Annotated in this window: 24 protein-coding genes and 1 other RNA gene; 14 read left to right on the forward strand and 11 right to left on the reverse strand. The window is 55.4% G+C overall.

The features are described from left to right. Positions 1–115 precede the first annotated feature (115 nt). The 5 genes from ACT3T6_RS05120 to smpB all read right to left on the reverse strand — a co-directional run bounded on the left by ACT3T6_RS05120 (position 116) and on the right by smpB (position 3,261). Positions 116–340, reverse strand: a complete 225-nt coding sequence (locus ACT3T6_RS05120) for a helix-turn-helix transcriptional regulator (RefSeq protein ID WP_193053237.1) — start codon at positions 338–340, stop codon at positions 116–118. 88 nt (positions 341–428) lie between these two features. Then, positions 429–956, reverse strand: coding sequence for a hypothetical protein (locus ACT3T6_RS05125; protein ID WP_172419681.1), 528 nt, complete (start codon positions 954–956; stop codon positions 429–431). Continuing rightward, positions 953–2,179, reverse strand: a complete 1,227-nt coding sequence (locus tag ACT3T6_RS05130; protein WP_193053238.1) for a tyrosine-type recombinase/integrase — start codon at positions 2,177–2,179, stop codon at positions 953–955. Before ACT3T6_RS05130 ends, ACT3T6_RS05125 begins: the two co-directional genes overlap by 4 nt. Before the next feature lie 166 nt (positions 2,180–2,345). Beyond that, positions 2,346–2,724: a transfer-messenger RNA gene (gene ssrA, locus ACT3T6_RS05135) on the reverse strand. Positions 2,725–2,769: 45 nt separating this feature from the next. Further along, the gene (gene smpB, locus ACT3T6_RS05140) at positions 2,770–3,261 is read right to left on the reverse strand and encodes an SsrA-binding protein SmpB (RefSeq protein ID WP_087108742.1); all 492 of its coding nucleotides are present in this window, start codon (positions 3,259–3,261) and stop codon (positions 2,770–2,772) included. 126 nt (positions 3,262–3,387) lie between these two features. Here smpB and ACT3T6_RS05145 point away from each other — a divergent pair, with 126 nt between their 5' ends. Both ACT3T6_RS05145 and ACT3T6_RS05150 read left to right on the forward strand, forming a co-directional pair. Further along, positions 3,388–3,822 (forward strand): type II toxin-antitoxin system RatA family toxin, encoded by a 435-nt coding sequence (locus ACT3T6_RS05145; protein ID WP_087108740.1) that lies wholly within the window; start codon positions 3,388–3,390, stop codon positions 3,820–3,822. Next, complete coding sequence (locus ACT3T6_RS05150) at positions 3,812–4,123, forward strand: RnfH family protein (protein ID WP_172117612.1); 312 nt, start codon at positions 3,812–3,814, stop codon at positions 4,121–4,123. Before ACT3T6_RS05145 ends, ACT3T6_RS05150 begins: the two co-directional genes overlap by 11 nt. Positions 4,124–4,128: 5 nt before the next feature. Here the strand turns inward: ACT3T6_RS05150 and ACT3T6_RS05155 are convergent, their stop codons facing one another. Further along, a complete protein-coding gene (locus ACT3T6_RS05155; RefSeq protein ID WP_193053239.1) occupies positions 4,129–4,599 on the reverse strand; it encodes an outer membrane protein assembly factor BamE in 471 nt (156 codons plus the stop codon). A gap of 72 nt (positions 4,600–4,671) precedes the next feature. On the opposite strand from ACT3T6_RS05155, the gene fur reads away from it, so the two are divergent. Further along, on the forward strand, positions 4,672–5,124 hold the full coding sequence (fur, locus tag ACT3T6_RS05160) for a ferric iron uptake transcriptional regulator (protein WP_172117611.1): 453 nt from the start codon (positions 4,672–4,674) through the stop codon (positions 5,122–5,124). Between the two features lie 124 nt (positions 5,125–5,248). On the opposite strand, the gene recN is transcribed toward fur, so the two are convergent. Continuing rightward, complete coding sequence (gene recN, locus ACT3T6_RS05165) at positions 5,249–6,922, reverse strand: DNA repair protein RecN (RefSeq protein ID WP_193053240.1); 1,674 nt, start codon at positions 6,920–6,922, stop codon at positions 5,249–5,251. A 222-nt stretch (positions 6,923–7,144) separates the two neighbouring features. Between recN and grpE the strand changes: the two genes are divergently transcribed. The 4 genes from grpE to ACT3T6_RS05185 all read left to right on the forward strand — a co-directional run bounded on the left by grpE (position 7,145) and on the right by ACT3T6_RS05185 (position 12,095). Continuing rightward, positions 7,145–7,771: a nucleotide exchange factor GrpE gene (gene grpE, locus ACT3T6_RS05170; protein WP_193053241.1), complete on the forward strand. Its 627-nt coding sequence runs from the start codon at positions 7,145–7,147 to the stop codon at positions 7,769–7,771. Positions 7,772–7,902: 131 nt separating this feature from the next. Continuing rightward, positions 7,903–9,834: a molecular chaperone DnaK gene (gene dnaK, locus ACT3T6_RS05175; protein ID WP_172117608.1), complete on the forward strand. Its 1,932-nt coding sequence runs from the start codon at positions 7,903–7,905 to the stop codon at positions 9,832–9,834. 111 nt (positions 9,835–9,945) lie between these two features. Continuing rightward, the gene (gene dnaJ / locus ACT3T6_RS05180; RefSeq protein ID WP_172117607.1) at positions 9,946–11,097 is read left to right on the forward strand and encodes a molecular chaperone DnaJ; all 1,152 of its coding nucleotides are present in this window, start codon (positions 9,946–9,948) and stop codon (positions 11,095–11,097) included. Between the two features lie 98 nt (positions 11,098–11,195). Further along, on the forward strand, positions 11,196–12,095 hold the full coding sequence (locus tag ACT3T6_RS05185) for a DMT family transporter (protein ID WP_193053242.1): 900 nt from the start codon (positions 11,196–11,198) through the stop codon (positions 12,093–12,095). On the opposite strand, the gene ACT3T6_RS05190 is transcribed toward ACT3T6_RS05185, so the two are convergent. From ACT3T6_RS05190 to ACT3T6_RS05200, 3 genes are read right to left on the reverse strand one after another with little or no spacing between them, the layout of a single operon-like run. Beyond that, positions 12,073–12,822 (reverse strand): ABC transporter ATP-binding protein, encoded by a 750-nt coding sequence (locus ACT3T6_RS05190; RefSeq protein WP_193053243.1) that lies wholly within the window; start codon positions 12,820–12,822, stop codon positions 12,073–12,075. The genes ACT3T6_RS05185 and ACT3T6_RS05190 overlap by 23 nt on opposite strands. After that, complete coding sequence (locus tag ACT3T6_RS05195) at positions 12,816–13,886, reverse strand: FecCD family ABC transporter permease (RefSeq protein WP_193053244.1); 1,071 nt, start codon at positions 13,884–13,886, stop codon at positions 12,816–12,818. The genes ACT3T6_RS05190 and ACT3T6_RS05195 overlap by 7 nt, the downstream gene beginning before the upstream one ends. Further along, a complete protein-coding gene (locus tag ACT3T6_RS05200) occupies positions 13,876–15,003 on the reverse strand; it encodes an ABC transporter substrate-binding protein (RefSeq protein WP_193053245.1) in 1,128 nt (375 codons plus the stop codon). Before ACT3T6_RS05200 ends, ACT3T6_RS05195 begins: the two co-directional genes overlap by 11 nt. Positions 15,004–15,287: 284 nt before the next feature. On the opposite strand from ACT3T6_RS05200, the gene ACT3T6_RS05205 reads away from it, so the two are divergent. The 5 genes from ACT3T6_RS05205 to greA all read left to right on the forward strand — a co-directional run bounded on the left by ACT3T6_RS05205 (position 15,288) and on the right by greA (position 21,979). Then, complete coding sequence (locus tag ACT3T6_RS05205; protein ID WP_087108719.1) at positions 15,288–15,572, forward strand: DUF2218 domain-containing protein; 285 nt, start codon at positions 15,288–15,290, stop codon at positions 15,570–15,572. A gap of 170 nt (positions 15,573–15,742) precedes the next feature. Beyond that, positions 15,743–16,546 carry a 4-hydroxy-tetrahydrodipicolinate reductase gene (gene dapB, locus ACT3T6_RS05210; protein ID WP_193053246.1) on the forward strand — a complete coding sequence of 268 codons (804 nt, stop codon included), beginning with the start codon at positions 15,743–15,745 and terminating at the stop codon, positions 16,544–16,546. A gap of 514 nt (positions 16,547–17,060) precedes the next feature. Continuing rightward, positions 17,061–18,206 (forward strand): glutamine-hydrolyzing carbamoyl-phosphate synthase small subunit, encoded by a 1,146-nt coding sequence (carA, locus tag ACT3T6_RS05215; RefSeq protein WP_172117790.1) that lies wholly within the window; start codon positions 17,061–17,063, stop codon positions 18,204–18,206. Positions 18,207–18,275: 69 nt separating this feature from the next. Beyond that, the gene (gene carB, locus ACT3T6_RS05220; protein ID WP_193053247.1) at positions 18,276–21,506 is read left to right on the forward strand and encodes a carbamoyl-phosphate synthase large subunit; all 3,231 of its coding nucleotides are present in this window, start codon (positions 18,276–18,278) and stop codon (positions 21,504–21,506) included. Further along, positions 21,503–21,979, forward strand: coding sequence for a transcription elongation factor GreA (greA, locus tag ACT3T6_RS05225; RefSeq protein WP_172117601.1), 477 nt, complete (start codon positions 21,503–21,505; stop codon positions 21,977–21,979). The genes carB and greA overlap by 4 nt, the downstream gene beginning before the upstream one ends. A gap of 129 nt (positions 21,980–22,108) precedes the next feature. On the opposite strand, the gene yhbY is transcribed toward greA, so the two are convergent. Further along, on the reverse strand, positions 22,109–22,435 hold the full coding sequence (yhbY, locus tag ACT3T6_RS05230; RefSeq protein WP_087108709.1) for a ribosome assembly RNA-binding protein YhbY: 327 nt from the start codon (positions 22,433–22,435) through the stop codon (positions 22,109–22,111). A 115-nt stretch (positions 22,436–22,550) separates the two neighbouring features. Here yhbY and rlmE point away from each other — a divergent pair, with 115 nt between their 5' ends. Together rlmE and ftsH are read left to right on the forward strand one after the other, a co-directional pair. Further along, positions 22,551–23,198 (forward strand): 23S rRNA (uridine(2552)-2'-O)-methyltransferase RlmE, encoded by a 648-nt coding sequence (rlmE, locus tag ACT3T6_RS05235; RefSeq protein WP_172117600.1) that lies wholly within the window; start codon positions 22,551–22,553, stop codon positions 23,196–23,198. Between the two features lie 204 nt (positions 23,199–23,402). Further along, entirely contained in the window at positions 23,403–25,421 is a 2,019-nt protein-coding gene (gene ftsH, locus ACT3T6_RS05240) for an ATP-dependent zinc metalloprotease FtsH (protein WP_193053248.1), read from the forward strand. Positions 25,422–25,505: the final 84 nt, after the last annotated feature.

The following is a 25,505-nucleotide window of genomic DNA, read 5'->3' on the forward strand; positions in this document are numbered from 1 at the left end:
GCGCCGTCAATGGGGGCGCTAGTGCGCCTAGAAGTATTCGGGCCGCTAAACCCGGCTGACGATTTTGCGCCAGCCCTTGAAGCATATAACGGCATTGGTGAGCGTTGCAAGGTCATTATGCTGCACCTCGCTCGGCCAGCTTGGCATCTAGCCAGGCGTTAACCTCGGCAATAGGGAAGTAGCATTGTGCTTGCTGGCTATCACTGAACTTCAGAGGGCGGGGAAAGCCGGGGTCATTCTTCAGCAACTTGTCGATGCCGCTACGGGTCATATCCATAGCGCGGCATAGATTGGGCTTGGTGATTAGCTTTTGGTCTTGGGGTAGGGCTTCGATATTCATAGGTATGCACTCGTCGTGGGTACATACCTAATTATTCACATATCAATTGTTCGCCAAAAACTGCCCGTGTAGTACAAAGCCCGTTGTTCTACACAGTAGGCCAAGCGGCTAGTCTGGTTTTGGCTTCGCGTATTAGGTTTTCAATAGTTTCGGTACTTACTCCCCATGCATCGGCAGCGATCTGAATACACTCTCTTCCAAGCTCGTCAGCATTACGCATCAGCTCTATTGGTTCGATACTACTTGCTACAGCCGCTGCGCCGACTCCATGCTCCCTGTCGGGGTCTAGGTCAGGATCGAATGCTCGATATTTCACCTCATCGCGGATGCCAAGACATACTGAAACTAACACAGCGGTTTCCGCTCGTTCTTTAGCAGGTATTTTAGCTTTAGCTACTGCCTTGCGATTAGGTAAGCGTTCACCTGCAATTATTGTTGCAACCGCGTTGGTGTATTCCGGTGGTATAGGCTCGCTCCGAACCAGCTCAGTAAGCTGTCTCGGGTCTCCATAATCGTAAGACCACACTGCTTCAAACCAGCGCCAAGTATCTGATAAGCGGGTTGGGAGCCGGGTGGCCCATCCCGGTGTGCTTGCCCACCAATTACTTTCTGTCATGCCCGTTTCATCTCCACCACGTTTCCACGCTGCAAGTTGTCCAGGTGATCGGCGTACCACTGCATCATTACGCGGCGCTGTTCGATGTACTGTGCTTTGTTGTAGACGCCTGCCACACCGTCTTTAACGTGTGATAGCTGGGCCTCAATGTGGTCAGCGTTATAGCCGTGCTCATTCAGGATCGTGCTAGCGATGTGCCGGAAGCCGTGGGCGGTCTGGCGTCCCTCATAGCCAAGGCGACGTAGCGCCATGATGAATACCGTGTTGGAGCGTGGCGCTGTTTTGTCGCTGCGTCCTGGGAATAGAAGGGGCTGGTATCCGGTCAGTAGATGAAGGCTCTGAAGGGCTTCTATGGCTTGCTTGGGTAGTGGAACGGTATGTTCCCGGCGGCGCTTCATCCGCTCGGCGGGGATCGTCCATAGTGCTTTGTCTAGGTCGAACTCTTCCCAGCGGGCCTCCCTTAGCTCTGAAGGACGGGCAGCGAGGCGTGATAGCAGGATCAGGCCAAGGCGTACATCTTCAGCATGGGGATAAGAGCCAATGGCGCGAAGTAGGGCGGGCAGTTCGTCTTGGCTAACGTGGGAATAGTTGGCCGCTCGGCGGGTGGTCAGGTGCTTATGCAGGCTCTCCAATGGGTTGTACTGGATGCGCCCACTCACTAGCGCCAGGTCGTACACTTCCCGGCAGATAGCGCGTATGCGGCTGGTTTGCTCAACGATGCCTGTCTTTTCCAGGCTGCGCAGGAACTCTAGCCACTCCATCGGCGTTATGTCGGTGAAAGGGCGCTTACCAAACTTGGGGAATACGTGCTTTTGCAGCGAGCCAATGACGCGGGTAGAGGTGCCGTCCGTCCAGTTCTGGCGCTTGTTGGTGTGCCACTCCCTCGCCAGCGCTTCAAAGGTGCTGTTAGCTGCCTCTAGGGTTGCAGCTTCCCTTGTACGCTTGGAGACGATGGGGTTCTCTCCCTTCGCTGCGTCTGCCCTAAGCTGGTCGGCTTTCTCACGCGCTAAGCTGCCGCTAGTCTCTGGATACCCTCCAAGGCCAATCCACGACCACTTGCCGTCTGGCTTCTTATAACGCAGTTCCCAAGACTTGGAGCCATTGGGCTTCACCCTGAAGTAAAGGCCGCTGCCGTCCAGTTCCCTGTATGCCTTGGCCTCTGGTTCCAGTGTCGCCAATACCGTATCAGCCAGCGGGCGGCGCTTAATCTGTGAGCGTTTCATGCTTGTATGCCTCTGGTTCACAATATCGTAAAGCATACACACAGGCATACACGGTGCGCAATGCTGTATGGGTATATGTGAAAGCATACAGACACAAAAAAACCCGCACGGGGCGGGCTTTTCAGCGTCATTCAGACCTATATGGAAGCATCTGAATTTAGGTAGGTGGTGGAGGCGGCGGGAATTGAACCCGCGTCCGCCAGCACGCGCCTATTGGCTCTACATGCTTAGATTTCGTCATTTGTTTTAACGCCACTGACTCCGACGATCAGGATTCAGCAACGCGAGCCTTCTAAAGTTTAACGCTTGGCGAGAAGACACCACCAAACGCGGTCCTATCAGCTTTAGCTCGTATCCCCTCAATGATGAATAGGCACATCACCTTGGGGCCAGACAAGAAGCTAACAGTTTAAGCTGCTAGCGCGCCTTGAGCGTAGTTTTCGTCATTTGCGACTATTTTTTCGTGATGTGGGATTTACGAGATACATCACGCTCTCGGCATGCACCGCAAGGGTTGTCACCGGCGTCGAAACCATGTCGCCCCCTTCTTTCAGATGAGCATTCTAACGTGCTCACACCTGATTGACCAGTTAAGCCTTGTTATGTTCCCGCATAATTCGTCCTTTTTGACGGCTCCAGTCACGATCCTTTTCTGTCGCCCGCTTGTCATGCAGCTGCTTACCGGTCACCAGCGCCAATTCACACTTCACCTTATTGCGCTTCCAGTAAAGCTTGAGCGGTACGCAGGTGTGGCCCTTGTCTTGGGTAATCGAAAAGATTTTGGCGATTTCTTTACGATGCAGCAGTAGTTTGCGTGTGCGGGTAGGGTCGGCAATTTCATGAGTGCTTGCTGTATTAAGCGGCATGATGTGGCTGCCAAGCAGGAAGGCCTCGCCGTTACGCACCAGAATGTAGGTGTCGGTAAGCTGAGCTTTACCCGCACGCAGGCTTTTGACTTCCCAGCCGGCGAGTGCCAACCCTGCTTCAAAGGTCTCATCGATATGGTATTCGAATCTTGCCTTCTTGTTCTGGGCAATAACGCTACTGCCGGGGCCCTTGCTGTTACCTTTCTTAGTGGCCATGAAACCTCATCTATAATCTGTCGGTGGCACCCCCTTCGTTATATGGGGAGGCGTGATACCATTCAAGGTCTGAATAAATGTTTCCCATGATACGCTTTGGGCACTGTGAAGTCAGCGGAGAGGTCAATGCCAACCGTCAATCGTTCCGCCTTGGTGCGGCACACCCCCCAGCAAATGTTCGATCTGGTCAACGATTTCGAACACTACCCCGAGTTTTTACCAGGCTGTCGTCAGGCGCGTCTGGTAGAGCGTGACGCCACCCATTTAATTGGGGAAATGACGCTGGGCCGTGCGGGGATAGAGCAAACGATCACTACACGTAACGACCTGTTTGCCCCCGAGCAAATCGAGATGTCGCTGGTAAAAGGGCCATTTAAGCGCTTGAAAGGCCACTGGCGGTTCACTCCGATGGGAGATGATGCTTGCAAGGTGAGTCTGGAAATGGAATTTGAGTTTGCCAGCCGCCTGCTCAGCATGGCCTTTGGTCGATTGTTCCAGCAAATCGCCGGTCAATTGGTAGATGCCTTCACTAAGCGTGCTGACGAGCTGTATGGGCGGTGATCGACTTCAGGTAGAGGTTGCCTTTGCGTTGCCTGCCAAACAGCGCCTGGTGGCGCTGGAAGTGCCTGAGGGCACCACTGCCCGGCAGGCGGTAGCACTTGCCAACCTGCCTCAACTATTTCCGGAGTTGCCCGAAGACACGTTCAGCAAGGCGCCGCTGGGTATTTTTGGCAAAGCGCTACGCAACCCCGAGACGCACACATTGCGCACCGGGGATCGTGTCGAAGTCTATCGCCCGCTTGAGATCGACCCTAAAGCCGCCCGTCTGGAACGTGCCAAACGCCAAGCAAGCGGCCAGTAACGCTGTTACTCAGCGCGCAATACGGGCTGAGGCGCGGGTGCTGTCTCCGGTGTTTGCGTGCTTACATTCTCCTGGGGAAGCGCATTCAGCGGGTCAGCGCCTTCAACGGCAGGCCCCAGGCTGGTGTCGGTGCTTAGCGGAAGATCGGTGGAAAAATCGCCCTGCTGCTGAACATTGGCTAAGCGGCCCATCGGGTCAAAGGTAAGTGTGACGCGTCGCTGTACAACGCCACCGTACGCTTCGTCCAATCGATAGACGTAATCCCACTGGTTTGAATCAAACGGGGCTTCCAACAAAGGGCGGCCCATAACGTAGGTGACCTGCTCCTGCGTCATGCCCGGCTGAAGCTGGCTAACCATTTCTTCGGTTACCAGATTGCCTTGAGGGATGTCACGTTTGTAAACACCGACGTAACTACAGCCACTTACAACAGTAAGGGCAACGGAAAGCGTAATGATGCGAGTCAATTTTTGCATTTGGACCTGTTCTTCACTATCGTGGTTTCGGTCGATCATACCCGACCTAACCTGTTACTGCGAAGAGCAACCATGGCCGATCAGAACCATGAACTGCGCAAAGCCGGGCTGAAAGTGACCCTGCCGCGCGTCAAGATCCTTCAGATTCTCGAAAATGCTTCGGGTCAACACCACCTTAGCGCAGAAGAAGTGTATAAAACACTGATTGATGCGGGCGAGGATGTTGGCTTGGCAACCGTTTACCGCGTGCTGACGCAATTTGAATCAGCAGGTTTGGTAATTCGTCATAATTTTGACGGTGGCCACGCAGTCTTTGAGATGACGCAAGAAGATCATCACGACCATATGGTGTGTTTAGAAAGTGGTGAAATCATCGAGTTTCTTGATGACATCATTGAACGACGCCAGCAAGAAATTGCAGAAGAGCACGGCTACGAGCTTGTCGATCACGCTCTGGTACTCTACGTACGCCCTCGCGGGTCGGACGTAACGCGCCAGGTTAACGTGCCGATCAATAAAAAATAGGGTTTCCCGCAAAACCTGTTTTGGCCGTGATGCAAACCCTCATGCCGCTCCTTGTTACTACAGGGAGCAGCATGGGGGTATTTTGCGTGGTAGCCGTTAATTAGATAGTGATTTGAGAAAGCTCTTAATGAGGCGGGCGCTGGCTGGCATGCAGCATTTCCTGGGCATGAGCCAGTGTTTGGTCAGAGAGCGTCACTCCGCCTAGCATGCGTGCAAGCTCGCTGATGCGGCCTCGCTCGTCCAGCAAGGCCATATAGGTACGCGTAGTATCCCGCTTGGCACGCTTTTCAATATGCAGGTGCTGATGCGCCTGCGCGGCCACCTGGGGCAGGTGCGTCACGGTCATTACCTGGCCGTTCTCACCTAGCTTGCGCAGTAACTGGCCGACAATTTCCGCCGTGGCGCCTGAAATACCCACATCCACCTCGTCAAACACCAGGCTTGGAATCGTCGAGTGCGAGGCGGCCACCACCTGAATCGCCAAGCTGATACGCGAAAGCTCACCCCCAGAGGCAACTTTGGCGAGCGGGCGAGCAGGCTGGCCTGGGTTGGCGCTGATCAAAAACTGTACGCTATCCAGCCCTTCAGGCGTAGGCGTTTCACGCGAAGCAACGGCCACTTCAAAGCGCGCCTTACCCATGGCCAAAAAGGCCAACTGCTGCTGAACTTCTTTGCCCAGCCGCAGGGCAGCTTTTTGACGTGTATCGCTGATTTTCTTGGCTTCGCTGCGGTAGCGCTCACGATACTCGGCGACCTGTCCACTCAGCGCTTCAAGGTCCTCATCGCTGGCTTCCAACTGAGCCACTTCACGTTGAAGGGTGCTATGCAGGGCGTAAATTTCTTCAGGGGCGACGTGATGCTTGCGCGCAATGCGGTGTATATCCGTCAAACGCTCTTCCACCCACATCAGGCGCTCTGGGTCGAGCTCGGTGCTGCTGGCAAAGCGCTGCAACTCGCTTGAGGCCTCTTCCACCTGAATGCGCGCATCGCTGAGCATGGCGAGCGTATTGGCAAGTGTGCCCTTATCGCTGCCCGGTAGGGCGCTTAAGTGTGCATAAGCTTGATTAAGAAGCGACAGCGCGCCGCCGTCATCGCTGGCGCAGCAGTCGGCAGCCAACTGGGTTTCACGCAGCGTCTCTTCGGCATGCGCAAGGGTCAGTTGCTCCTCTTCAAGCGTCTGTAGTTCGCCTTCGCCCAGGTCCAACTGGTCCAGCTCTTCAACCTGGTAGCGCAGCAGTTGGCGCTTGGCTTCTACTTCACTGCCTTCTTCACTGAGCTTTTTAAGCCGTCGGCGCGCATTGCGCCATTCGTGGAAGGTTTCTGCCAGTTGCTGGCGAGCCTCCCGTAGCCCGGCATAGTCATCCAGCAGGGCCAGGTGCACCTCTTCACGCATTAACGCTTGATGGGCATGCTGGCCATGAATTTGAATGAGCTGCTCGCCAAGCGATTTTAAGTCCGAAATGGTCGCTGGTTGGCCGTTAATCCACGCTTTTGAACGTCCACTGGCGGTCACTACACGGCGCAGTAGGCATTCGTCGGTGGGGAGCTCGCGGGCCGTTAGCCACTCGACGGCGGCGGGCAGGTGTTGAATGTCGAAACGCGCCGATAGGTCGGTGCGCTCGCAGCCGTGGCGCACGCTGCCAGCATCGGCACGCTCACCCAGGCACAGGCCCAGTGCGCCTAGGAGAATGGATTTGCCTGCACCTGTTTCCCCCGTAATGGCCGTCATGCCGTGGGTCAGGTCAAGCTCAAGGCGGTCGACAATGGCGTAATCTTGAATCGCTAGCTGAGTAAGCATGATGCCTCCTGAGGCGGTGCGACACAGAAGCTGGATACTTATCCAATAAATGTTGTTTTATACAGTAGTCGATAACTGACTTCAATGCTCCTCTTGAGATGGCTTTTATGGCCCCCATATAGCCTCTATACGTGTTTAAGGCTGTTTTAAAACTGATTTATTGATTACTTTTTATGAGCAGTGTTGGGCAGAAAAAGCCCGAACCCTTTTGAGGAGCATGGCATGGCAAAAGAACCGCAAACTCCATTAGATGACGAACTCGCTCGCCAACAGCGTGAGGCCGATATGGACCAGGAGTCTGAAGAGCGCTTGATTGATGGGGAACTGGAAGGCCTGATTAACGACGAGGCGCCGCTTGAAGGCAGCTTCGCCGACCCGGAGGCCGATGTACTCGCCGCTCAGGTAAATGAGCTGGAGCAAAACCTGGCAGAAGCCAAGGACCAGGCGTTGCGCGCCGCCGCTGAAGCGCAGAATGTTCGCCGCCGTGCCGAACAGGAAGCAGACAAGGCGCGTAAGTTTGCCTTGGAAAAATTTGTAAAAGAGCTGCTGCCGGTGGTGGATAGCCTGGAAAAAGCGCTTGAATCCATGCAGGACGACGCCTCTGAGGCGCACCGCGAGGGCGTTTCCATGACGCTCAACATGCAGCTAGGGGTGCTCAATAAGTTTGGTGTTGAAAGCGTTGAGCCCCAAGGTGAGCCCTTTGACCCCCAAGTGCACGAAGCCATGGCGATGGTGCCGAACCCCGAACTTGAGCCCAACACCGTAATGGAAGTGATGCAGAAAGGTTACTTGCTCAATGGTCGTTTGGTTCGTCCTGCGATGGTCGTGGTCAGTCAGAAGGCAAATTAAGCCGATTTAGTGACGTAAAGCGTAAAAAAGCCCTTGAAAAGTCACTGGCGGCCCCCAGATAAAGGTCAACCCCGCGGGGAAATCCCGCACACGTTTTAAGTATTGAGACAACTGAATTCGAGGTTTTTGCTATGGGACGCATTATTGGTATTGACCTGGGTACTACCAACTCTTGTGTGGCAGTACTTGATGGCGACAGTGCTAAAGTTATCGAGAATGCTGAAGGTGGCCGTACCACGCCTTCGATCATCGCTTACACCGATGACGGCGAAACTCTGGTAGGCCAGGCCGCCAAGCGCCAAGCCGTTACCAACCCGGAAAACACGCTTTACGCCATCAAGCGTCTGATCGGCCGTCGCTTTAAAGACGACGTTGTTCAGAAAGACATCAAGATGGTGCCCTACAAAATCGCTGAAGCAGACAACGGCGATGCGTGGGTAGAAGTAAAAGGTAAAAAAATGGCGCCGCCGCAAGTAAGTGCGGAAGTGCTGAAGAAAATGAAGAAAACCGCCGAAGATTACCTCGGCGAAGCGGTAACGGAAGCGGTTATCACCGTACCGGCTTACTTCAACGACAGCCAGCGTCAGGCCACTAAAGATGCAGGCCGCATCGCGGGTCTGGACGTTAAGCGTATTATCAACGAGCCGACCGCAGCCGCACTCGCCTACGGTATGGACAAGTCACGCGGTGATAAAACCATCGCCGTTTATGACTTGGGTGGCGGTACGTTCGATATCTCGATCATCGAAATTGCCGACGTTGAAGGCGAAACCCAGTTTGAAGTACTCGCCACCAATGGCGACACCTTCCTGGGCGGTGAAGATTTCGACTTGGCGCTGATCAACTACCTGGTCGACCAGTTCAAGTCTGACAGCGGTATTGATCTGTCGGGTGACAACCTGGCCATGCAGCGTCTGAAAGAAGCCGCTGAAAAAGCCAAAATTGAACTTTCAAGCGCCCAGCAGACCGACGTTAACCTACCCTACATCACGGCTGACAACACTGGCCCGAAACACCTTAACGTTAAGGTGACTCGTGCCAAGCTGGAATCGCTGGTAGAAGAGCTGGTTCAGCGTTCACTTGAGCCCTGCAAAATGGCGCTGAAAGATGCGGGTCTGTCTGCGTCTGAAATCGACGAAGTGATCCTGGTCGGTGGCCAGACACGTATGCCGATGGTGCAGCAGAAAGCCGCTGATTTCTTCGGTAAAGAAGCGCGTAAAGACGTTAACCCTGACGAAGCGGTTGCCGTAGGTGCAGCGATTCAAGGTGGCGTTCTGGGCGGCGACGTGAAAGACGTACTGCTGCTGGACGTTACCCCGCTGACTCTGGGTATCGAAACGATGGGTGGCGTGATGACGCCGTTGATCGACAAGAACACCACCATCCCGACGAAGAAGACGCAAACCTTCTCCACGGCGGATGACAACCAGACGGCCGTGACCATTCACGTCGTTCAGGGTGAGCGTAAGCAAGTGACGCAGAACAAGTCGCTCGGTCGTTTCGACTTGTCTGATATTCCGCCTGCGCCGCGCGGTGTTCCGCAGATCGAAGTGGCGTTTGACCTGGATGCCAACGGTATTCTGAACGTTTCTGCCAAAGACAAAGCGACCGGTAAAGAGCAGTCGATTGTCATTAAAGCGTCCAGCGGTCTGACGGATGAAGAGATCGATCAAATGGTACGCGACGCTGAAGCCCACGCTGACGAAGATAAAAAATTCGAAGCGTTAGTACAGCTGCGTAACCAGGCTGACGGCATGATCCACGCAACGCGCAAAACCGTTCAAGAAGCGGGCGACAAAGCGACGGATGATGAGAAACAGGCCATCGAAACCGCCATCAGCGAGCTGGAAGAAGCCGTCAAGACTGACGACACGGACAACATCCAGAAGAAACTGGATGCACTGACCGAAGCGTCTGGTCAGTTGGCGCAGAAGATGTACGCCGAACAGGCGGAAGCTGCTCAGCAGGCGGATGAAGGTGCTGAGGATGCCAGCACCAAGCAGGAAGATGACGTGGTTGACGCCGAGTACGAAGAAGTCAACGACGACAAAAAACAGTCGTAACATCCTCTTTCTACCAAGGAAGAAGGTAACGCGGGAGGAGACTCCCGCGTTGCTGTTTCCGCGGTCAAGACGCCTAATCAAGAGCATAGTTAACCAGGAGGCGTAGGACCCATGTCCAAACGCGATTATTACGAAGTCCTGGGTGTCGATAAAGGGGCCGATCAGAAAGAGATCAAAAAGGCCTACCGCCGCCTGGCGCAAAAATTCCACCCTGATCGAAACCCGGACGATGATACTGCCTCGGAAAAATTCCGTGAAGTGTCAGAAGCTTACGAAGTGCTTAGCGATGGCGAAAAACGTGCGGCGTACGACCAGTTTGGTCATGCCGGTGTTGATGGCCAGGGCGGTGGCTTTGGCGGCGGCGGTTTCGGTGGTGGTGGCGCGGGTGACTTTAGCGACATCTTCGGCGATGTGTTTGGTGATATTTTCGGTGGCGCGGGCGGCGGCCGCCGTCGTGGTCCTAATGCGCCCGCACGTGGCTCCGACCTTCGCTACAACCTGGAGTTGGACCTTGAGAGTGCGGTAGCCGGTACCACTGTCGACATCCGTGTGCCACGCCACATTGAGTGTGACCGCTGTGATGGCGATGGCGCTGAGCCAGGTTCTTCCAAGGAAACCTGCCCCACGTGTCATGGCCACGGCCAAGTGCGTATGCAGCAGGGCTTTTTCGCAGTACAGCAAACCTGCCCGACCTGTCACGGTAGCGGCCAGCACATCAAAGTGCCGTGCCACAAATGTAACGGCGAAGGCCGTGTGCGTGAAACGCGTACGCTCTCTGTGAAGATTCCGCCGGGTGTTGATACCGGTGATCGCATTCGTCTGAACGGCGAAGGCGAAAGCGGCGTTAATGGTGGCCCAGCGGGCGACCTTTACGTTCAGGTTTCTATCAAAGCGCACCATATCTTCCAGCGCGATGGTAAAAACCTGCACTGCGACGTACCGATCAACTTTGTTGATGCCGCGCTGGGTGGCGAGCTTGAAGTGCCCACGCTTGATGGCCGTGTGAAGCTGAAGATTCCACCGGAGACGCAAACCGGCAAACTCTTCCGTCTACGCGGCAAAGGTGTCAAACCAGTGCGCGGTGGTGCGCCGGGCGACCTGCTCTGCAAAGTCGTTATCGAAACCCCGGTCAACCTGGGTGAAGAGCAGCGCGATTTGCTGCGTAAATTCCAGGAAAGCCTGGAAGGCAGCAATAGCCACTCACCCAAGAAAACTGGCTTCTTCGACAGCGTGAAGAAGTTCTTTGAAGAGATGAAGTCCTGATATTAGTGTGACTGCCCTAACGTAATTGTACAATGTTAGGTTCCGTAGACCCTCGGCCCAGGCCGGGGGTTTTTGACGTTTAAGGAACATAAAGCGTAATGGATAGCTTGCAGGACAAACCCACGTTGGGCATTTGGCTCAGAATTCTTTCCGGTCTGCTGTTTACCGGCATGTTGGTGTGTATTAAAGCGGTGAGTGATGACGTGCCGGTGGGGCAGTCGGTGTTTTTCCGCTCGTTGTTTGCGCTGTTGCCGATTATGGTTTTTCTGATGATTCGCCGGGAATTCCCGGGAGGACTGGCGACGCGTCGTCCGTTGGGCCATGCGCTGCGTTCGGGGTTGGGGGCGGCGGCGATGTTTGCCTCGTTTGCGGCGGTCGCACTGCTGCCCGTTGCCGAGGCAACGCTGTTGGCTCAGCTAACGCCGGTGTTTATGGCAGTGGGCGGGGTGCTATTGCTGGGTGAGCGGTTCTCGTTTTATCGCGCTGGGGCTATTTTGTTGGCGCTTGCCGGTATGGCGGTGCTGGTGTTGCCAGGCCTTAATGCCAGCTCTGAAAGTGGCCTGATGACCGGCTATGTGTTGGGCGCGCTAAGCGCACTTTTAACGGCAGGGGCGCTGCTTACCGTTAGGCGCATTTCACGCACTGAAACAGCAGCTTCTATCGCTTTTTACTTTATTTTGGTGTCTGCGCTTGCGGGGCTGGCCACGCTGCCGTTGGGGTGGGCGGCGCTGGATACAAAGGCCCTTTGGCTGTTGGTGCTCTCGGGGCTGTTTGGTGGTGCGGCGCATATTGCCATGACGCTGGCACTGCGCTATGCCGAGGCATCGCGGCTTGCACCGTTTGAATACATTGCACTGATTTGGCCAGTAGCCGCCGACTGGGTGCTGTTCGGTATTCCGGTATCAAGTAATTTCTTGCTGGCGCTTCCCTTGATGCTCAGTGGGGTGGCGCTCGCCGCCCTGGAAGGGCGGCGGTTTAGACAGCTTCTTCGACGATAAGCTGGGGGCGGCCTTTCGAGCACGGCTCGATACGCGCCGCCACCTTGTACACCTGGCGCAAAAGCTCAGGGGTAATGACATCTTTGGTCTGGCCGCATGCGATCAGGCGGCCGTTTTCAAGCACCATGGAGGCATCGGTAAAGCGCAGCGCATGGCCTAAATCGTGGAGTGCCACCAGAATCAGCATCTGGCGCTCATCTGCCAAGCGGCGCAACACCGTTAGCAGGTTGATCTGGCGGTTAAGGTCCAGCGCCGACGTGGGTTCATCCAGCATCAGAATCTCGGGCTCTTGTACCAGTGCCTGCGCCGCGCTGACCAACTGGCGTTGGCCGCCGCTTAAATCGCCAATGTCACGCTCGCCAAGTGGCGTGATATTAAGCTCTTCAAGTGCCCGGTCCACCTGGGCCAGATCCTCTGGCTGCACTTTCAGGCTGCGTCCTTGCATGCGTGCGAGCAGCACCGACTCATAAACCGTCAATACCGCTTTGGCGCCGGTGTCCTGGGGCATATAGGCCACCGGGCGCCCGGCGCTTGTATGGCGAATAGCGACGTCACCTTCGCCTTTCAGCAGGCCTAGAATACGCCTGAAAAGCGTCGATTTCCCGGCAGCGTTAGGGCCCAGCAGGGCAACGACTTGACCGCCTTGAAAGCAGGGCGTCGTGATATCTTCCAGAATTGAGCGGCGTCCGTAGCGGGCCGAGACGCGGGTTAGCTGTAGGGTTACCATGAAGCCTTCTTGTGGTTGAGCACCAGAAACAGGAAGAAGGGAATGCCCACCAGCGACGTGATAATACCGATGGGAATAATCGTGCCTGGAATAATAATCTTGGAGATCACCGAGCCCACCGAAAGAATCAGTGCACCGCAAAGTGCTGAACCCGGCAGGAAGAAGCGTTGATCTTCACCCAGCAGGATGCGTGCAATATGCGGTCCTACCAGGCCGATAAAACCGATAGTGCCCACAAACGCCACGGCCACTGCGGCAAGCAGCGATACCAGCACCAGCACTTCCAACCGCAGCGCACGTGGGTTAACGCCCATGCTTTCGGCCTTGGCATCGCCCAGGCGCATGGCGGTAAGCGCCCAGCCGTGACGGGCAAGCAGCGGCATAACGGCGGCAAGAATGCCCAGCGCAATCCAGAATTTGGGCCATGTCGCTTTGGTTAAGCTGCCCATGGTCCAGAACACCACTGCCGAGACGGCTTCCTGGCTTGCAAAAAACTGGATCAGCGCCATTAGTGAGTTGAAGATGAACACCATGGCGATGCCGAGCAGTACGATGGTTTCCACCGTCACGCCGCGTTTAAGGCTCAGCGCGTGGATGAGAAACGCGGTGAACATGGCCATGATAAAGGCGTTAAGCGGCACCACGAACTCAATGGCAGTGGGCACAATCGCCACGCCGAAGGCTAGCCCAAGGGCGGCGCCAAAGCTTGCCCCAGCGGAAATGCCCAACGTAAAGGGGCTGGCCAGCGGGTTGCTTAGAATGGTTTGCATCTGCGCGCCGGCTACCGAAAGGCTGGCGCCCACCACCAGGGCCATCAGCGCCACCGGCATGCGGATTTCCCAGAGAATGACACGTGCCTGCTGGCTGACGCTTTGGGGTGTCAGCAGAGCGGCGACCACTTCGCCCAAGCTATAGCGGGCTGGCCCCAGTGCCAAATCAACGCAGAGACTAAATAACAGCGCCACCACCAGCACCAAGAGAATCATCTGGCGGCGGAATACCTGAGTGCGGTAGAAGGCGCGCCCCTGTGAGTAGCTGTCGGCGGCAATAGTCTCAGTCGTCATGGAGCGATACCCAGTAACCCGGCTCGTAATCAATAGGCAAGAAGCGGTCGTGAAGCTCTTGCAGGGTGGCTTCAGGGTCTAAATCTTCAAACAGCGCTGGGTGCAGCCATTTGGCGAGCTGCTGAATGGCTACGAAGTAGTAGGGGCTGTTGTAAAACTGGTGCCAAATAGCGTGGAAGTTACCATCTTCCACCGCCTGGATACCGGTCATGGCGGTACGCGAGGTCAGCGCTTCAAGCTTGGCGTGAGCGGCTTGCATATCAGAGCCGGGCCCTACGCCTACCCAGGCACCGCCGGGTACGTAGGCGTCCCAATTACCGCCGGTCACAACAACGTGATCAGGGTTTGCAGCAATGATCTGCTCAGGATTTAGCGTGCCGAAACTGCCGGGAATGATGCCGTCGGCAATATTGGTGCCGCCTGCCAGTGTCACATACTCGCCGAAGTTACCGGGCCCAAAGCTCATGCAGCACTCATCCGAGTAGCCGCCCGCGCGGTCGATAAAGACGCTGGGGCGCTCGGGGTTCGCTTCGTTAATGACATCGGTCACCCGCGCCAGCTGCGCCTCAGCGAAGTCAATAAACTCCTCAGCCGCCGCTTCGTCGTTCATGACCTGGCCCATGATGCGCATGGAGGGGATGGTGTGCTCGATGGGGTCTTCACGAAAATCGACGTAGATGATCGGAATGCCCAATTGAGCAAGTTTGTCATCATAGGCGGCATCTTCGGTGGCGGCTTTGGCCTCAAGGTTCATAAAGACCACGTCAGGGTTAAGCGAGGCGGCCTGCTCAACGTCGAAGGTGCCGTCTTTAAAGCCGCCAAACGTTGGCAGAGCTTCAATTTCAGGAAAGCGTTCCGCGTAGCGGGCGTAGTTATCAGGGTCTGCTTGGAAAAAATCTTCGCGCCAGCCGACGATATGCGCAAACGGGGCTTCAGGCTCCAGTAGGCCGAGCATGTAGATCTGACGACCCTCACCCAGGATAACACGCTCAGCGGGCGCCTCCAGTGTGACTTCACGGCCGGTAACATCGGTAACGGTAACAGGGTCTGCCGCTGCCGTAGTGCAGCTCACAACCGCTGCCGTACCTATCAGCGTTTTTAAAAGAGAGGACGTCATAAGCGTATTGATCACTTGTGGGTGGGTCGGTTGTCAGTGCGCCAAGCTGGAGCTGGTGTCAGCGCATAGCATCGAATATGAAGTTTTTGGGTATAATTCGCATTCTCATAGTGATGCATTATCATGGAATCCGATGTAGCTGTCGAGATGACATCTGTTACGGTAAGAACATTTTTCAGACGGTGCTGAACACGCTGTTGCGCTATCAAGGCATTTAACTGTTTGGCGGCTATCCCTGTTACCCATAAGCTAGAGGTAACACCCTTTATCCAGTGGAGAATACTATGCCTTTATCACGTGCTGAAATTGCGACTGCATCAGGCGAGCGCATCATTAACCGGCTTTGCAAGCACTGGGCGCATAAGTTGGAGGTTGAGCACAGCCAGCAGGAGGGCAGGATTGTATTTCCTGACAAAGGCACCTGCTTGTTGCACGCAGAAGCTGACAAGTTGCTGGTGTCTATCGAAGCCCTGGAAGAGGAGCATCTGGATCAGTTGGAAGGCGTGGTGGAAAATCACCTTGTGCGCATGGCGAAAGACGAGGAACTGATTGTCGTTTGGCAAAACTGACGCTTTTAGAAGACATGCCTTTAGATGCTAGAGCGTTGAAAACCAGCGGCAAGGAAAGTCAGGCCGCCTGAAACACAAGCACAGCACTGCTTGAAGCGTCTGTTATAATCACCGCTTGGTTACTATTCAGTTTGATTCGACGTAATTGATCGCAAAATGCAGGAGTTCGCATGACCCGAGTTGCCATTGTAGGCGTGGCTGGCCGAATGGGCCGTACGCTGGTAAGCGCTATTGAACAGGATGCTGGCGCGACGCTCGCCGGTGGAATTGTCGAGCCAGGCAGCTCGTTGGCAGGTGCGGATATTGGTGAGTTAGCGGGCGTGGGCAAGTGCGGTGTTAGCGCAGTCGACTCCCTTGACGCAATCGTTAACGACTTCGATGTGCTGATCGACTTTACCGCGCCCCAGGTAACGCTGGCGAATCTGGCATTTTGTGCCAAGCACGATAAGTGCATGGTGATCGGCACCACGGGCATGAGCGATGATGAGCTTGCCCAGCTGGATAGCTACCGCGATAAAGTGGCGATGGTGTTCGCACCTAATATGAGCGTTGGGGTTAATCTCACGCTCAAGCTTCTGGAAACCGCCGCTAAAGCGCTGGGCGATGAAGGCTACGATATCGAGATTATCGAGTCGCATCACCGCCACAAGGTGGATGCGCCCTCCGGCACTGCGATTAAAATGGGCGAAGTGGTGGCCGATAGCCTCGGTCGTACCTTAAAAGAGCACGGCGTGTTTGAGCGAGTAGGCCAGTGTGGTCCGCGTACCGATAAAGAGATTGGCTTTGCCACTGTACGTGCGGGCGATATCGTCGGCGAGCACACGGTGATGTTCGCCACCGAAGGCGAGCGCATCGAAATTACCCACAAGGCTTCCAGCCGCATGACGTTTGCCAAAGGCGCTGTACGTGCGGCGCGCTGGGTCGCAGGCCAAAAGCATGGCCGTTACGACATGCAGGATGTGTTAGGGCTTTAGTGAGAAGCATCGCATCGATCTTGGCCCGCTTTAGAAGCGCACCACGCGTTGCGGGTTTTTATGGGTAGTCAAAGGCCAGAATATGCTGTAACATTCCATAAATTTTGGCCGGGTGGCCCATGAAAAACAGACGGCGCGCTTGTTGCGTTGGTCAGCCCACTGCCTGCTCAGGTTCGTTAGTGCGAATTTAGTGACAGCGAAATTAGCTACAGCGTCTGTATTGCCTTTGGCATATAGGCCTGATCACAGACCTGAGATGCCCAGAACAACAAGCGGGATGAAACCGATTTTTTCTTTATCGGCTTCGTCCCGCTTTTTTACGACCCGAGTTTTAAGCATTTGATACTGAAGTTTTGGTAGCTGGGTTTCAACGCCGGGTTTAAAAAAACCAGACTTCAAACATTAATCTCGATTCTGGTGAGGGCATCCTGCGGATGTTTTCAACCAGCATCGCTGAGCCTGCGCCCACAGGCTCCCACCAGCATGGGAGGACCTTGACTTGAATAACCCCGCATTGAGCAAACCTGCGATTTTGGCCCTGGAAGACGGCAGCGTGTTTCATGGAATCGCCATTGGCGCGGACGGATTAACAAGCGGTGAGGTAGTGTTCAATACAGCCATGACCGGCTATCAAGAAATCCTGACTGACCCCTCCTATACCCGCCAAATCGTAACGCTCACTTACCCCCATATCGGCAATACCGGCATTAACGCTGAAGACATTGAGTCAGCTTCTATTGCCGCCGCCGGTTTGGTTATCCGCGACTTGCCCCTGATGGCCAGCAGTTTCCGCTCTGAGCAAACGCTGTCTGACTACCTGGCAAGCCAAAACGTTGTGGGTATCGCTGATATTGATACCCGCCGCCTGACGCGTATTTTGCGCGATAAAGGTGCCCAAAACGGGGCGATTTTGGCAGGCGAAGACGCACAGGGTGATGACGCCGTTGAGCGCGCGTTGGCGGCCGCCAACGCCTTTCCTGGTTTGAAAGGTATGGACCTGGCCAAAGAAGTCTCCTGCAAAGAGGCTTATGAGTGGACAGAAGGTGAGTGGACGCTGGGCGAAGGCTATGCGGATGCAACGAAAGGCGAGCGCCCTTACCATGTTGTGGCGTTTGATTACGGCGTGAAATTCAACATTCTGCGCATGCTGGCTGCCCGCGGCTGCCGCCTGACGGTGGTGCCCGCGCAAACGCCCGCCGCTGATGTGCTGGCGATGAATCCGGACGGCGTTTTCCTGGCCAACGGCCCAGGTGACCCCGAACCCTGCGATTACGCCATCAAAGCCATTCAGGACGTACTCGAAACGGACACGCCGGTGTTCGGTATTTGCCTGGGCCACCAGTTGCTCGCGCTCGCCTCGGGTGCCAAAACCGTCAAAATGAACCATGGCCACCACGGTGCTAACCATCCGGTTCAGGATTTGGACACGGGCGCTGTGATGATCACCAGCCAGAACCATGGTTTTGCCGCCGATGAAACGAGCCTGCCGGCCAATTTGCGCGCCACCCATCGTTCGCTGTTCGACGGCACGCTGCAGGGTATTGAGCGCACCGACCGACCCGCATTTAGTTTTCAGGGTCACCCGGAAGCCAGCCCCGGCCCGCGTGATGTAGCGCCGCTGTTTGATCGCTTCATCACGATGATGCAGGCACGCCGCTAACGCAGGCTCTGCTTCATCACTGTATGCCGCTTTTGTCGCTCTTCGTCACCATTTTTTGCGGGAACCGTTATGCCTAAGCGTACCGACTTAAACAGTATTTTGATCATTGGCGCTGGCCCGATTGTTATCGGCCAGGCCTGCGAATTCGACTACTCCGGCGCCCAGGCGTGTAAGGCGCTGCGCGAGGAGGGGTTCCGGGTTATTTTGGTGAACTCCAACCCGGCCACCATCATGACCGACCCGGCCATGGCGGATGCTACCTACATTGAGCCGATTACCTGGCAGGCCGTTGAGAAGATCATCGAGGCTGAAAAGCCCGATGCTATTCTGCCCACCATGGGTGGTCAGACCGCGCTTAACTGTGCGCTGGATCTGGAAAAACATGGCGTGTTGGAAAAGCACGGCGTGGAGATGATCGGCGCCAACGCCGACGCCATCAACATGGCCGAAGACCGTGACTTGTTTGACCAGGCCATGAAGCGTATTGGCCTTGAGTGCCCGAAAGCGAAAGTCGCGCACACCATGGACGAAGCGTGGGAAATTCAAGCCGAGCTTGGCTTTCCGACCATTATTCGGCCTTCCTACACCATGGGCGGCTCCGGCGGCGGCGTGGCGTACAACAAGGAAGAGTTTGAAGAGATTTGTACGCGTGGTTTCGAGCTTTCCAACAACCACGAGCTGCTGATTGATGAGTCGCTGCTGGGTTGGAAAGAGTACGAAATGGAGGTCGTTCGCGACAAAAAAGATAATTGCATCATTGTCTGTGCGATTGAAAACTTTGACCCGATGGGTGTGCATACCGGCGACTCGATTACTGTCGCACCGGCGCAAACGCTGACGGACAAAGAGTACCAGATCATGCGCGACGCAAGCCTTGCGGTGCTGCGCGAGATTGGCGTAGAAACCGGTGGCTCCAACGTGCAGTTCGGTATGGACCCGAAAACCGGCCGCCTGGTCGTGATCGAGATGAACCCGCGGGTGTCACGCTCTTCCGCACTGGCATCCAAGGCCACCGGCTTCCCGATTGCCAAAATTGCCGCCAAGCTGGCGATTGGCTACACCCTGGATGAGCTGCAAAACGATATTACCGGTGGACGCACGCCAGCGTCGTTCGAGCCGTCTATCGACTACGTGGTCACCAAGATCCCGCGCTTCACATTTGAGAAGTTTCCGCAGGCCAATGATCGCCTGACGACTCAGATGAAGTCGGTGGGCGAGGTCATGGCCATTGGCCGTACCTTCCAAGAGTCGCTGCAAAAAGCGCTGCGCGGTACGGAAACCGGTAACGACGGTCTCGACCCGATTATTACCGATTTCAACCCGGAAAATATGGCCCTGATCAAGGGAGAACTTCAGGCGGCAGGCGCTGAGCGTATCTTCTATGTGGCCGATGCCATGCGTTCAGGTATGAGCGTGGATGACGTCTTCGCACTGACCAATATCGACCCCTGGTTCCTGGTCCAGATGGAAGACCTGGTATTGACCGAAGCCGCCGTTGCCAAGCGCTCACTAAGCGATTTCTCTGCGCGCGAACTCTATCAGCTCAAGCGCAAAGGCTTTGGCGATGCGCGCCTGGCCACGCTGCTGAACGTGAGCGAAAAAGAGTTCCGCCAAACGCGTCAGGCCGCTGGTGTTCGTCCGGTCTACAAGCGCGTGGATACCTGCGCCGCTGAGTTCGCTTCTGATACCGCCTACATGTACTCCACCTATGAAGAGGAGTGTGAAGCGGACGTATCTGATCGCCAGAAGATCATGGTGCTGGGTGGCGGGCCGAACCGTATTGGTCAAGGCATCGAGTTTGACTACTGCTGTGTGCACGCCGCCTTCGCCATGCGCGATGACGGCTATGAAACCATCATGGTCAACTGCAACCCGGAAACCGTGTCGACGGATTATGACACCTCTGATCGCCTCTACTTCGAGCCGGTGACGCTTGAAGACGTGCTTGAAATTGCTGACAAAGAGAAGCCGGTTGGCGTGATTGTTCAGTTCGGTGGTCAAACGCCGCTGAAACTGGCTCGTGAGCTGGAAGCGGCTGGTGTGCCAATTATCGGCACCACACCGGATGCGATTGACCGTGCTGAAGACCGCGAGCGCTTCCAGGTGATGATCGACAAGCTCGGCCTGAAACAGCCGCCTAACGCTACCGCACGCAGCTTTGAAGAAGCCTTCGCCAAGGCGGAAACCATTGGTTACCCGCTGGTCGTGCGCCCGAGCTACGTGTTGGGCGGTCGGGCCATGGAGATCGTCTACGACGCCTCTGAGCTTGAGAACTACATGACCAATGCGGTCAAGGTTTCCAACGACTCACCGGTGCTGCTGGACCACTTCCTGAGTGCTGCCATTGAGATCGACATTGATGCGGTTTCAGACGGCCAGCAGGTAGTCATTGGCGGCATTATGCAGCACGTCGAGCAAGCGGGCGTTCACTCCGGTGACTCCGCCTGTGCGCTGCCGCCTTACTCGCTACCCGCCGATGTACAGGATGAGATGCGCGAGCAGATCAAGCAGATGGCCGTGGAGCTGGGCGTAAAGGGCTTAATGAACGTGCAGCTGGCCTGGCAGGATGGCGAGATCTACGTGATTGAAGTTAACCCGCGTGCGTCGCGTACCGTACCGTTTGTCTCCAAGTGCATTGGTACCTCGCTGGCCCAGATTGCGGCACGCTGCATGGCGGGCACGACACTTGCCGAGCAGGGCTTTGAGCGCGAAATCATTCCGCACTTCTATAGCGTGAAAGAGGCGGTTTTCCCGTTCAATAAGTTCCAGGGCGTTGACCCGATTCTGTCGCCAGAAATGAAGTCCACCGGTGAAGTAATGGGTTCAGGCGAGACCTTTGCCGAAGCATTCTTTAAGGCGCAGTTGGGTGCTGGCGAAGCAATCCCGGCGCTTGAGGGTGACCGCAAGGCGTTCCTTTCCGTGCGTGAGCCGGACAAGGCGGGGATTATCGAAGTCGCTCGTTCTCTGCTAACATTAGGCTTCACACTATGCGCGACACGCGGCACAGCCGAAGCACTGGAAGCCGCTGGGCTTGCGGTCGAGCACGTCAATAAAGTCTATGAAGGTCGTCCCCATATCGTCGATCTGCTTAAGAACGACGAAATCGCCTACATCGTGAACACTACCGAAGGTCGTCAGGCTATTAATGACTCTTCGGTCATTCGCCGTACTGCTCTTGCGCGCAAGGTGCCCTATGCAACCACCTTGGCGGGCGCTAATGCCGTTTGTATGGCACTTGAGTACGGTAGGGAGATTACGGTGCGTCGCCTTCAGGATCTGCATGCAGGAGCAAGTCAATGAACAAGGTCCCGATGACGGTTGCGGGTGAAAAAAGTCTTCGCGAAGAACTCAATCATTTGAAGGGCGAAGCGCGCCCGCGAGTGATTGCGTCGATTGCCGAAGCGCGTGAGCACGGCGACCTTAAGGAGAACGCCGAATACCACGCTGCCCGTGAACAACAGGGGTTTATCGAAGGCCGTATTCAGGAAATCGAGAGCAAGCTTTCGGTAGCGCAGGTGATTGATGTCACCAAGCTGCCGAATACAGGGAAAGTGATCTTTGGTGTCACGGTCGCTCTGCTCAACCTGGATACGGATGCCAGCGTGACCTACCGCATTGTGGGCGAAGATGAGGCAGATATTAAGTCTGGCCGCATTTCTGTCACGTCCCCTATTGCACGTGCGTTGATCGGTAAAGAAGAGGGCGACGTTGCCGTGGTGAAAACACCCGGTGGCGACGTTGAGTATGAGATCGAAAGCGTTGAATATGCCTAAGCGCTAGGTCTATAGAGCTAGTGGGTGCCCAACTTAATGGGCGCCCATAAAAAAAGCCCGCTTATCAGGTTGATATCAACCGAATCGCGGGCTTTTTATCGCTCTTTGTAACAGCCAGACAGTAACGCGTTAGTGGCGGCCGTGGTGACCCTCGAAGCGTGAAACGTTAGAGAGCTTCGGATTGGCTTTAGGGTTTTTGCGATAAAGCAGTGCCATTTTGCCAATCGTTTGCACGACGTCGGCGCGGCTGCCGGTGACCAGTTCGTTTAGCATGGCCGCACGGTCGTCACGCTCAGGCAGGGCAAGTTTCACCTTGATAAGCTCGTGATCGTTGAGCGCGCGGTTGAGTTCTGTGAGCAAATTTTCGGAGACGCCGTTTTCAGAAACGGTGACCACTGGGTTCAAATGGTGGCCAATGCTGCGAAATGCTTTCTTTTGTGCCTGTGACAAGCTCATGGTATCTTGCGGTATCCCGGTTAGCGCTTAACGTTCCATCTTACGGTGAAATGCCACCAAGTGAAAGCTATCGCGTTAACGCGCCCATCTCTATATTGCAGTGTTAGATTCTGATATGCAGCAAAAGCCCCCGAGTCGTAAACATTCAGTGAGCAAAACCAGCAACAACTGGAAGAAAGAGCACTTTGACGACCAGTACGTGAAACAGAGTTGGCAGGATGGTTATCGCTCTCGCGCAAGCTATAAACTGCTGGAGCTGGATGAAAAAGATAAGCTGCTTCGCCCGGGCATGACGATCATTGATCTAGGCGCGGCGCCTGGCGGTTGGAGTCAGATCGCCGCTGAAAAAGTCGGTATGGACGGTGTGGTGATCGCCTCTGACATACTGGAGATGGACGCGCTGGCAGGGGTGGACTTTATTCAAGGCGATTTTACGGAAGAGTCGGTGCTTAATGCGATTCTTGAACGGCTGGGAAATCGTCAGGTAGACCTTGTGATGTCCGACATGGCCCCCAATATGAGTGGTATGGCTGCGATTGACCAGCCTCAGGCTATGTACCTTGTAGAGCTGGCACTAGAGCTCGCCCGTGAGACACTGCCCCCCAAAGGCCGCTTTCTGGCCAAGGTGTTTCAGGGGGAAGGATTTGACGCCTACCTTAAAGAATTGCGCGGCAGTTTTGATCGTGTCGTGATCCGTAAGCCAGATGCCTCGCGGGCTCGTTCGCGGGAAGTCTACTTTTTAGCGGAGGGGTTTCGCGGCTAAACTGACAGGTCGTGCATAGCAAAGATTTATCATCGCGATTGCCAGACAGGCAGGCGCAAGGTGTGTCACATTATACGCATGAGATAAGCGTGATACAGATGGCCCAAAGTTAATAGTGCTTTGGCAATGGTTGAACGCCAGGTACTGGTGTAAGGTCTCAGTATTGGCGTTTAACTGACGGATTCTTGTAATGAGGGTAGCCCCTTGAACGATATGGCGAAGAACCTGATTTTGTGGCTGGTCATCGCGGCTGTGCTACTGACAGTGTTCAACAATTTTAGTACCGAAAGTGCTCCCCAAAGCACCAATTACTCCCAGTTTGTGGAGCAGGTGCAAAATCAGCAGGTGCGTAGCGTTACCATTGATGGCTATACCATTAACGGTGAGCGTACGGACGGTTCGCAGTTCCAGACGATTCGTCCGGCGGCTGAAGACCCCAAGCTGATGGATGACCTGCTAAGCAATAATGTAACGGTGGTGGGTAAAGCGCCAGAGCAGCAAAGCATCTGGATGCGCCTGCTGATCGCAAGCTTCCCGATTCTGTTGATCCTGGCCATCTTTATGTTCTTTATGCGCCAGATGCAGGGCGGCGCTGGTGGCGGTAAAGGCGGCCCGATGAGCTTTGGCAAGTCCAAGGCCAAGCTGCTTTCTCAGGACCAGATCAAAACCACGTTTGCCGATGTAGCCGGTTGTGATGAAGCGAAAGAGGAAGTGGAGGAGCTTGTCGACTTCCTGCGCGATCCAACCAAGTTCCAGCGCCTGGGCGGTACGATCCCTCGCGGTGTATTGATGGTGGGCCCGCCGGGTACCGGTAAAACGCTGCTGGCAAAATCGATTGCCGGTGAAGCCAAGGTGCCGTTCTTCTCGATTTCCGGTTCCGACTTCGTTGAAATGTTTGTGGGTGTCGGTGCATCGCGTGTACGTGACATGTTCGAACAGGCCAAGAAGCAGTCGCCCTGTATTATCTTTATCGATGAGATTGACGCGGTAGGTCGTTCACGCGGTGCCGGTATGGGCGGCGGTAATGATGAGCGTGAGCAGACGCTTAACCAGTTGCTGGTTGAGATGGACGGCTTTGAAGCCAACGAAGGCGTTATCGTGATTGCCGCGACCAACCGTCCGGACGTACTTGACCCAGCGCTGCTGCGTCCAGGCCGTTTTGACCGTCAGGTGACCGTTGGCTTACCAGATATCCGTGGCCGTGAGCATATTCTGGGCGTTCACCTGCGTAAGGTGCCGCTGGCAGAAGACGTTAAACCGTCGATTATTGCGCGTGGAACGCCAGGTTTCTCAGGTGCCGATTTGGCTAACCTGGTGAATGAGTCAGCACTGTTCGCCGCGCGCCGTAACAAGCGCTTGGTCAGCATGGAAGAGCTAGAGCTTGCCAAAGACAAGATCATGATGGGTGCTGAGCGCAAATCGATGGTCATGACCGATAAAGAGAAGCTGAATACGGCTTATCACGAATCGGGCCATGCGATTATCGGCCTGGTGATGCCTGAGCACGACCCGGTCTACAAGGTAACGATTATTCCGCGCGGTCGGGCATTGGGTGTCACCATGTTCCTGCCCGAGGAAGACCGTTATAGCCTGTCGCGTCAGCAGATTCTTAGCCAGATTTGTTCGCTGTTCGGTGGCCGTATCGCCGAAGAGATGACGCTGGGGGCCAACGGTGTCACCACCGGCGCTTCTAATGACATCAAGCGCGCTACCGAACTGGCTCATAACATGGTCGCGAAATGGGGGCTGTCAGACGAGATGGGCCCGATCATGTACGACGAAGATGAGTCACATCAGTTTCTCGGTGGCCCGGGCCAGGGCGGCAGCAAGATGAAGTCGGGTGACACAACGACGCGTCTTGATAAAGAAGTACGTAAGATTATTGACGATTGTTATGAGCAGGCGCGTCAGATCCTGACCGATAATCGCGATAAGCTGGAAGCCATGACCGAAGCGTTGATGAAGTACGAAACCATCGATGCCGACCAGTTGAAAGATATCATGGAGGGCCGTGACCCGCGTCCGCCGGAAGGTTGGAACGACGGTGATTCACCTGGTGGTGGCACGCCCGTTAGCGATGACGCACCGACGACGCAGAACGATTCACCGAACGCCACTGATCATGCGTCTGGTGGTGGTGCTTCAGGGGATGAGGGTGACGAGGATGATGACAAGCCTCGCCGACGCCCCTCTGACCCGCTAGGTGGTTCAACGGGCTCCTGATACGCTCCGGCCACTGCAAAGGCGCCCCAATATGGGGCGCCTTTTTGTTATGCTGTTATTCAGGCAGTAGCAGTGCTTCTTTTT

It is taken from the genome of Halomonas sp. 72 (genome assembly GCF_052379785.1).
Lineage (GTDB): Bacteria > Pseudomonadota > Gammaproteobacteria > Pseudomonadales > Halomonadaceae > Vreelandella > Vreelandella citrativorans.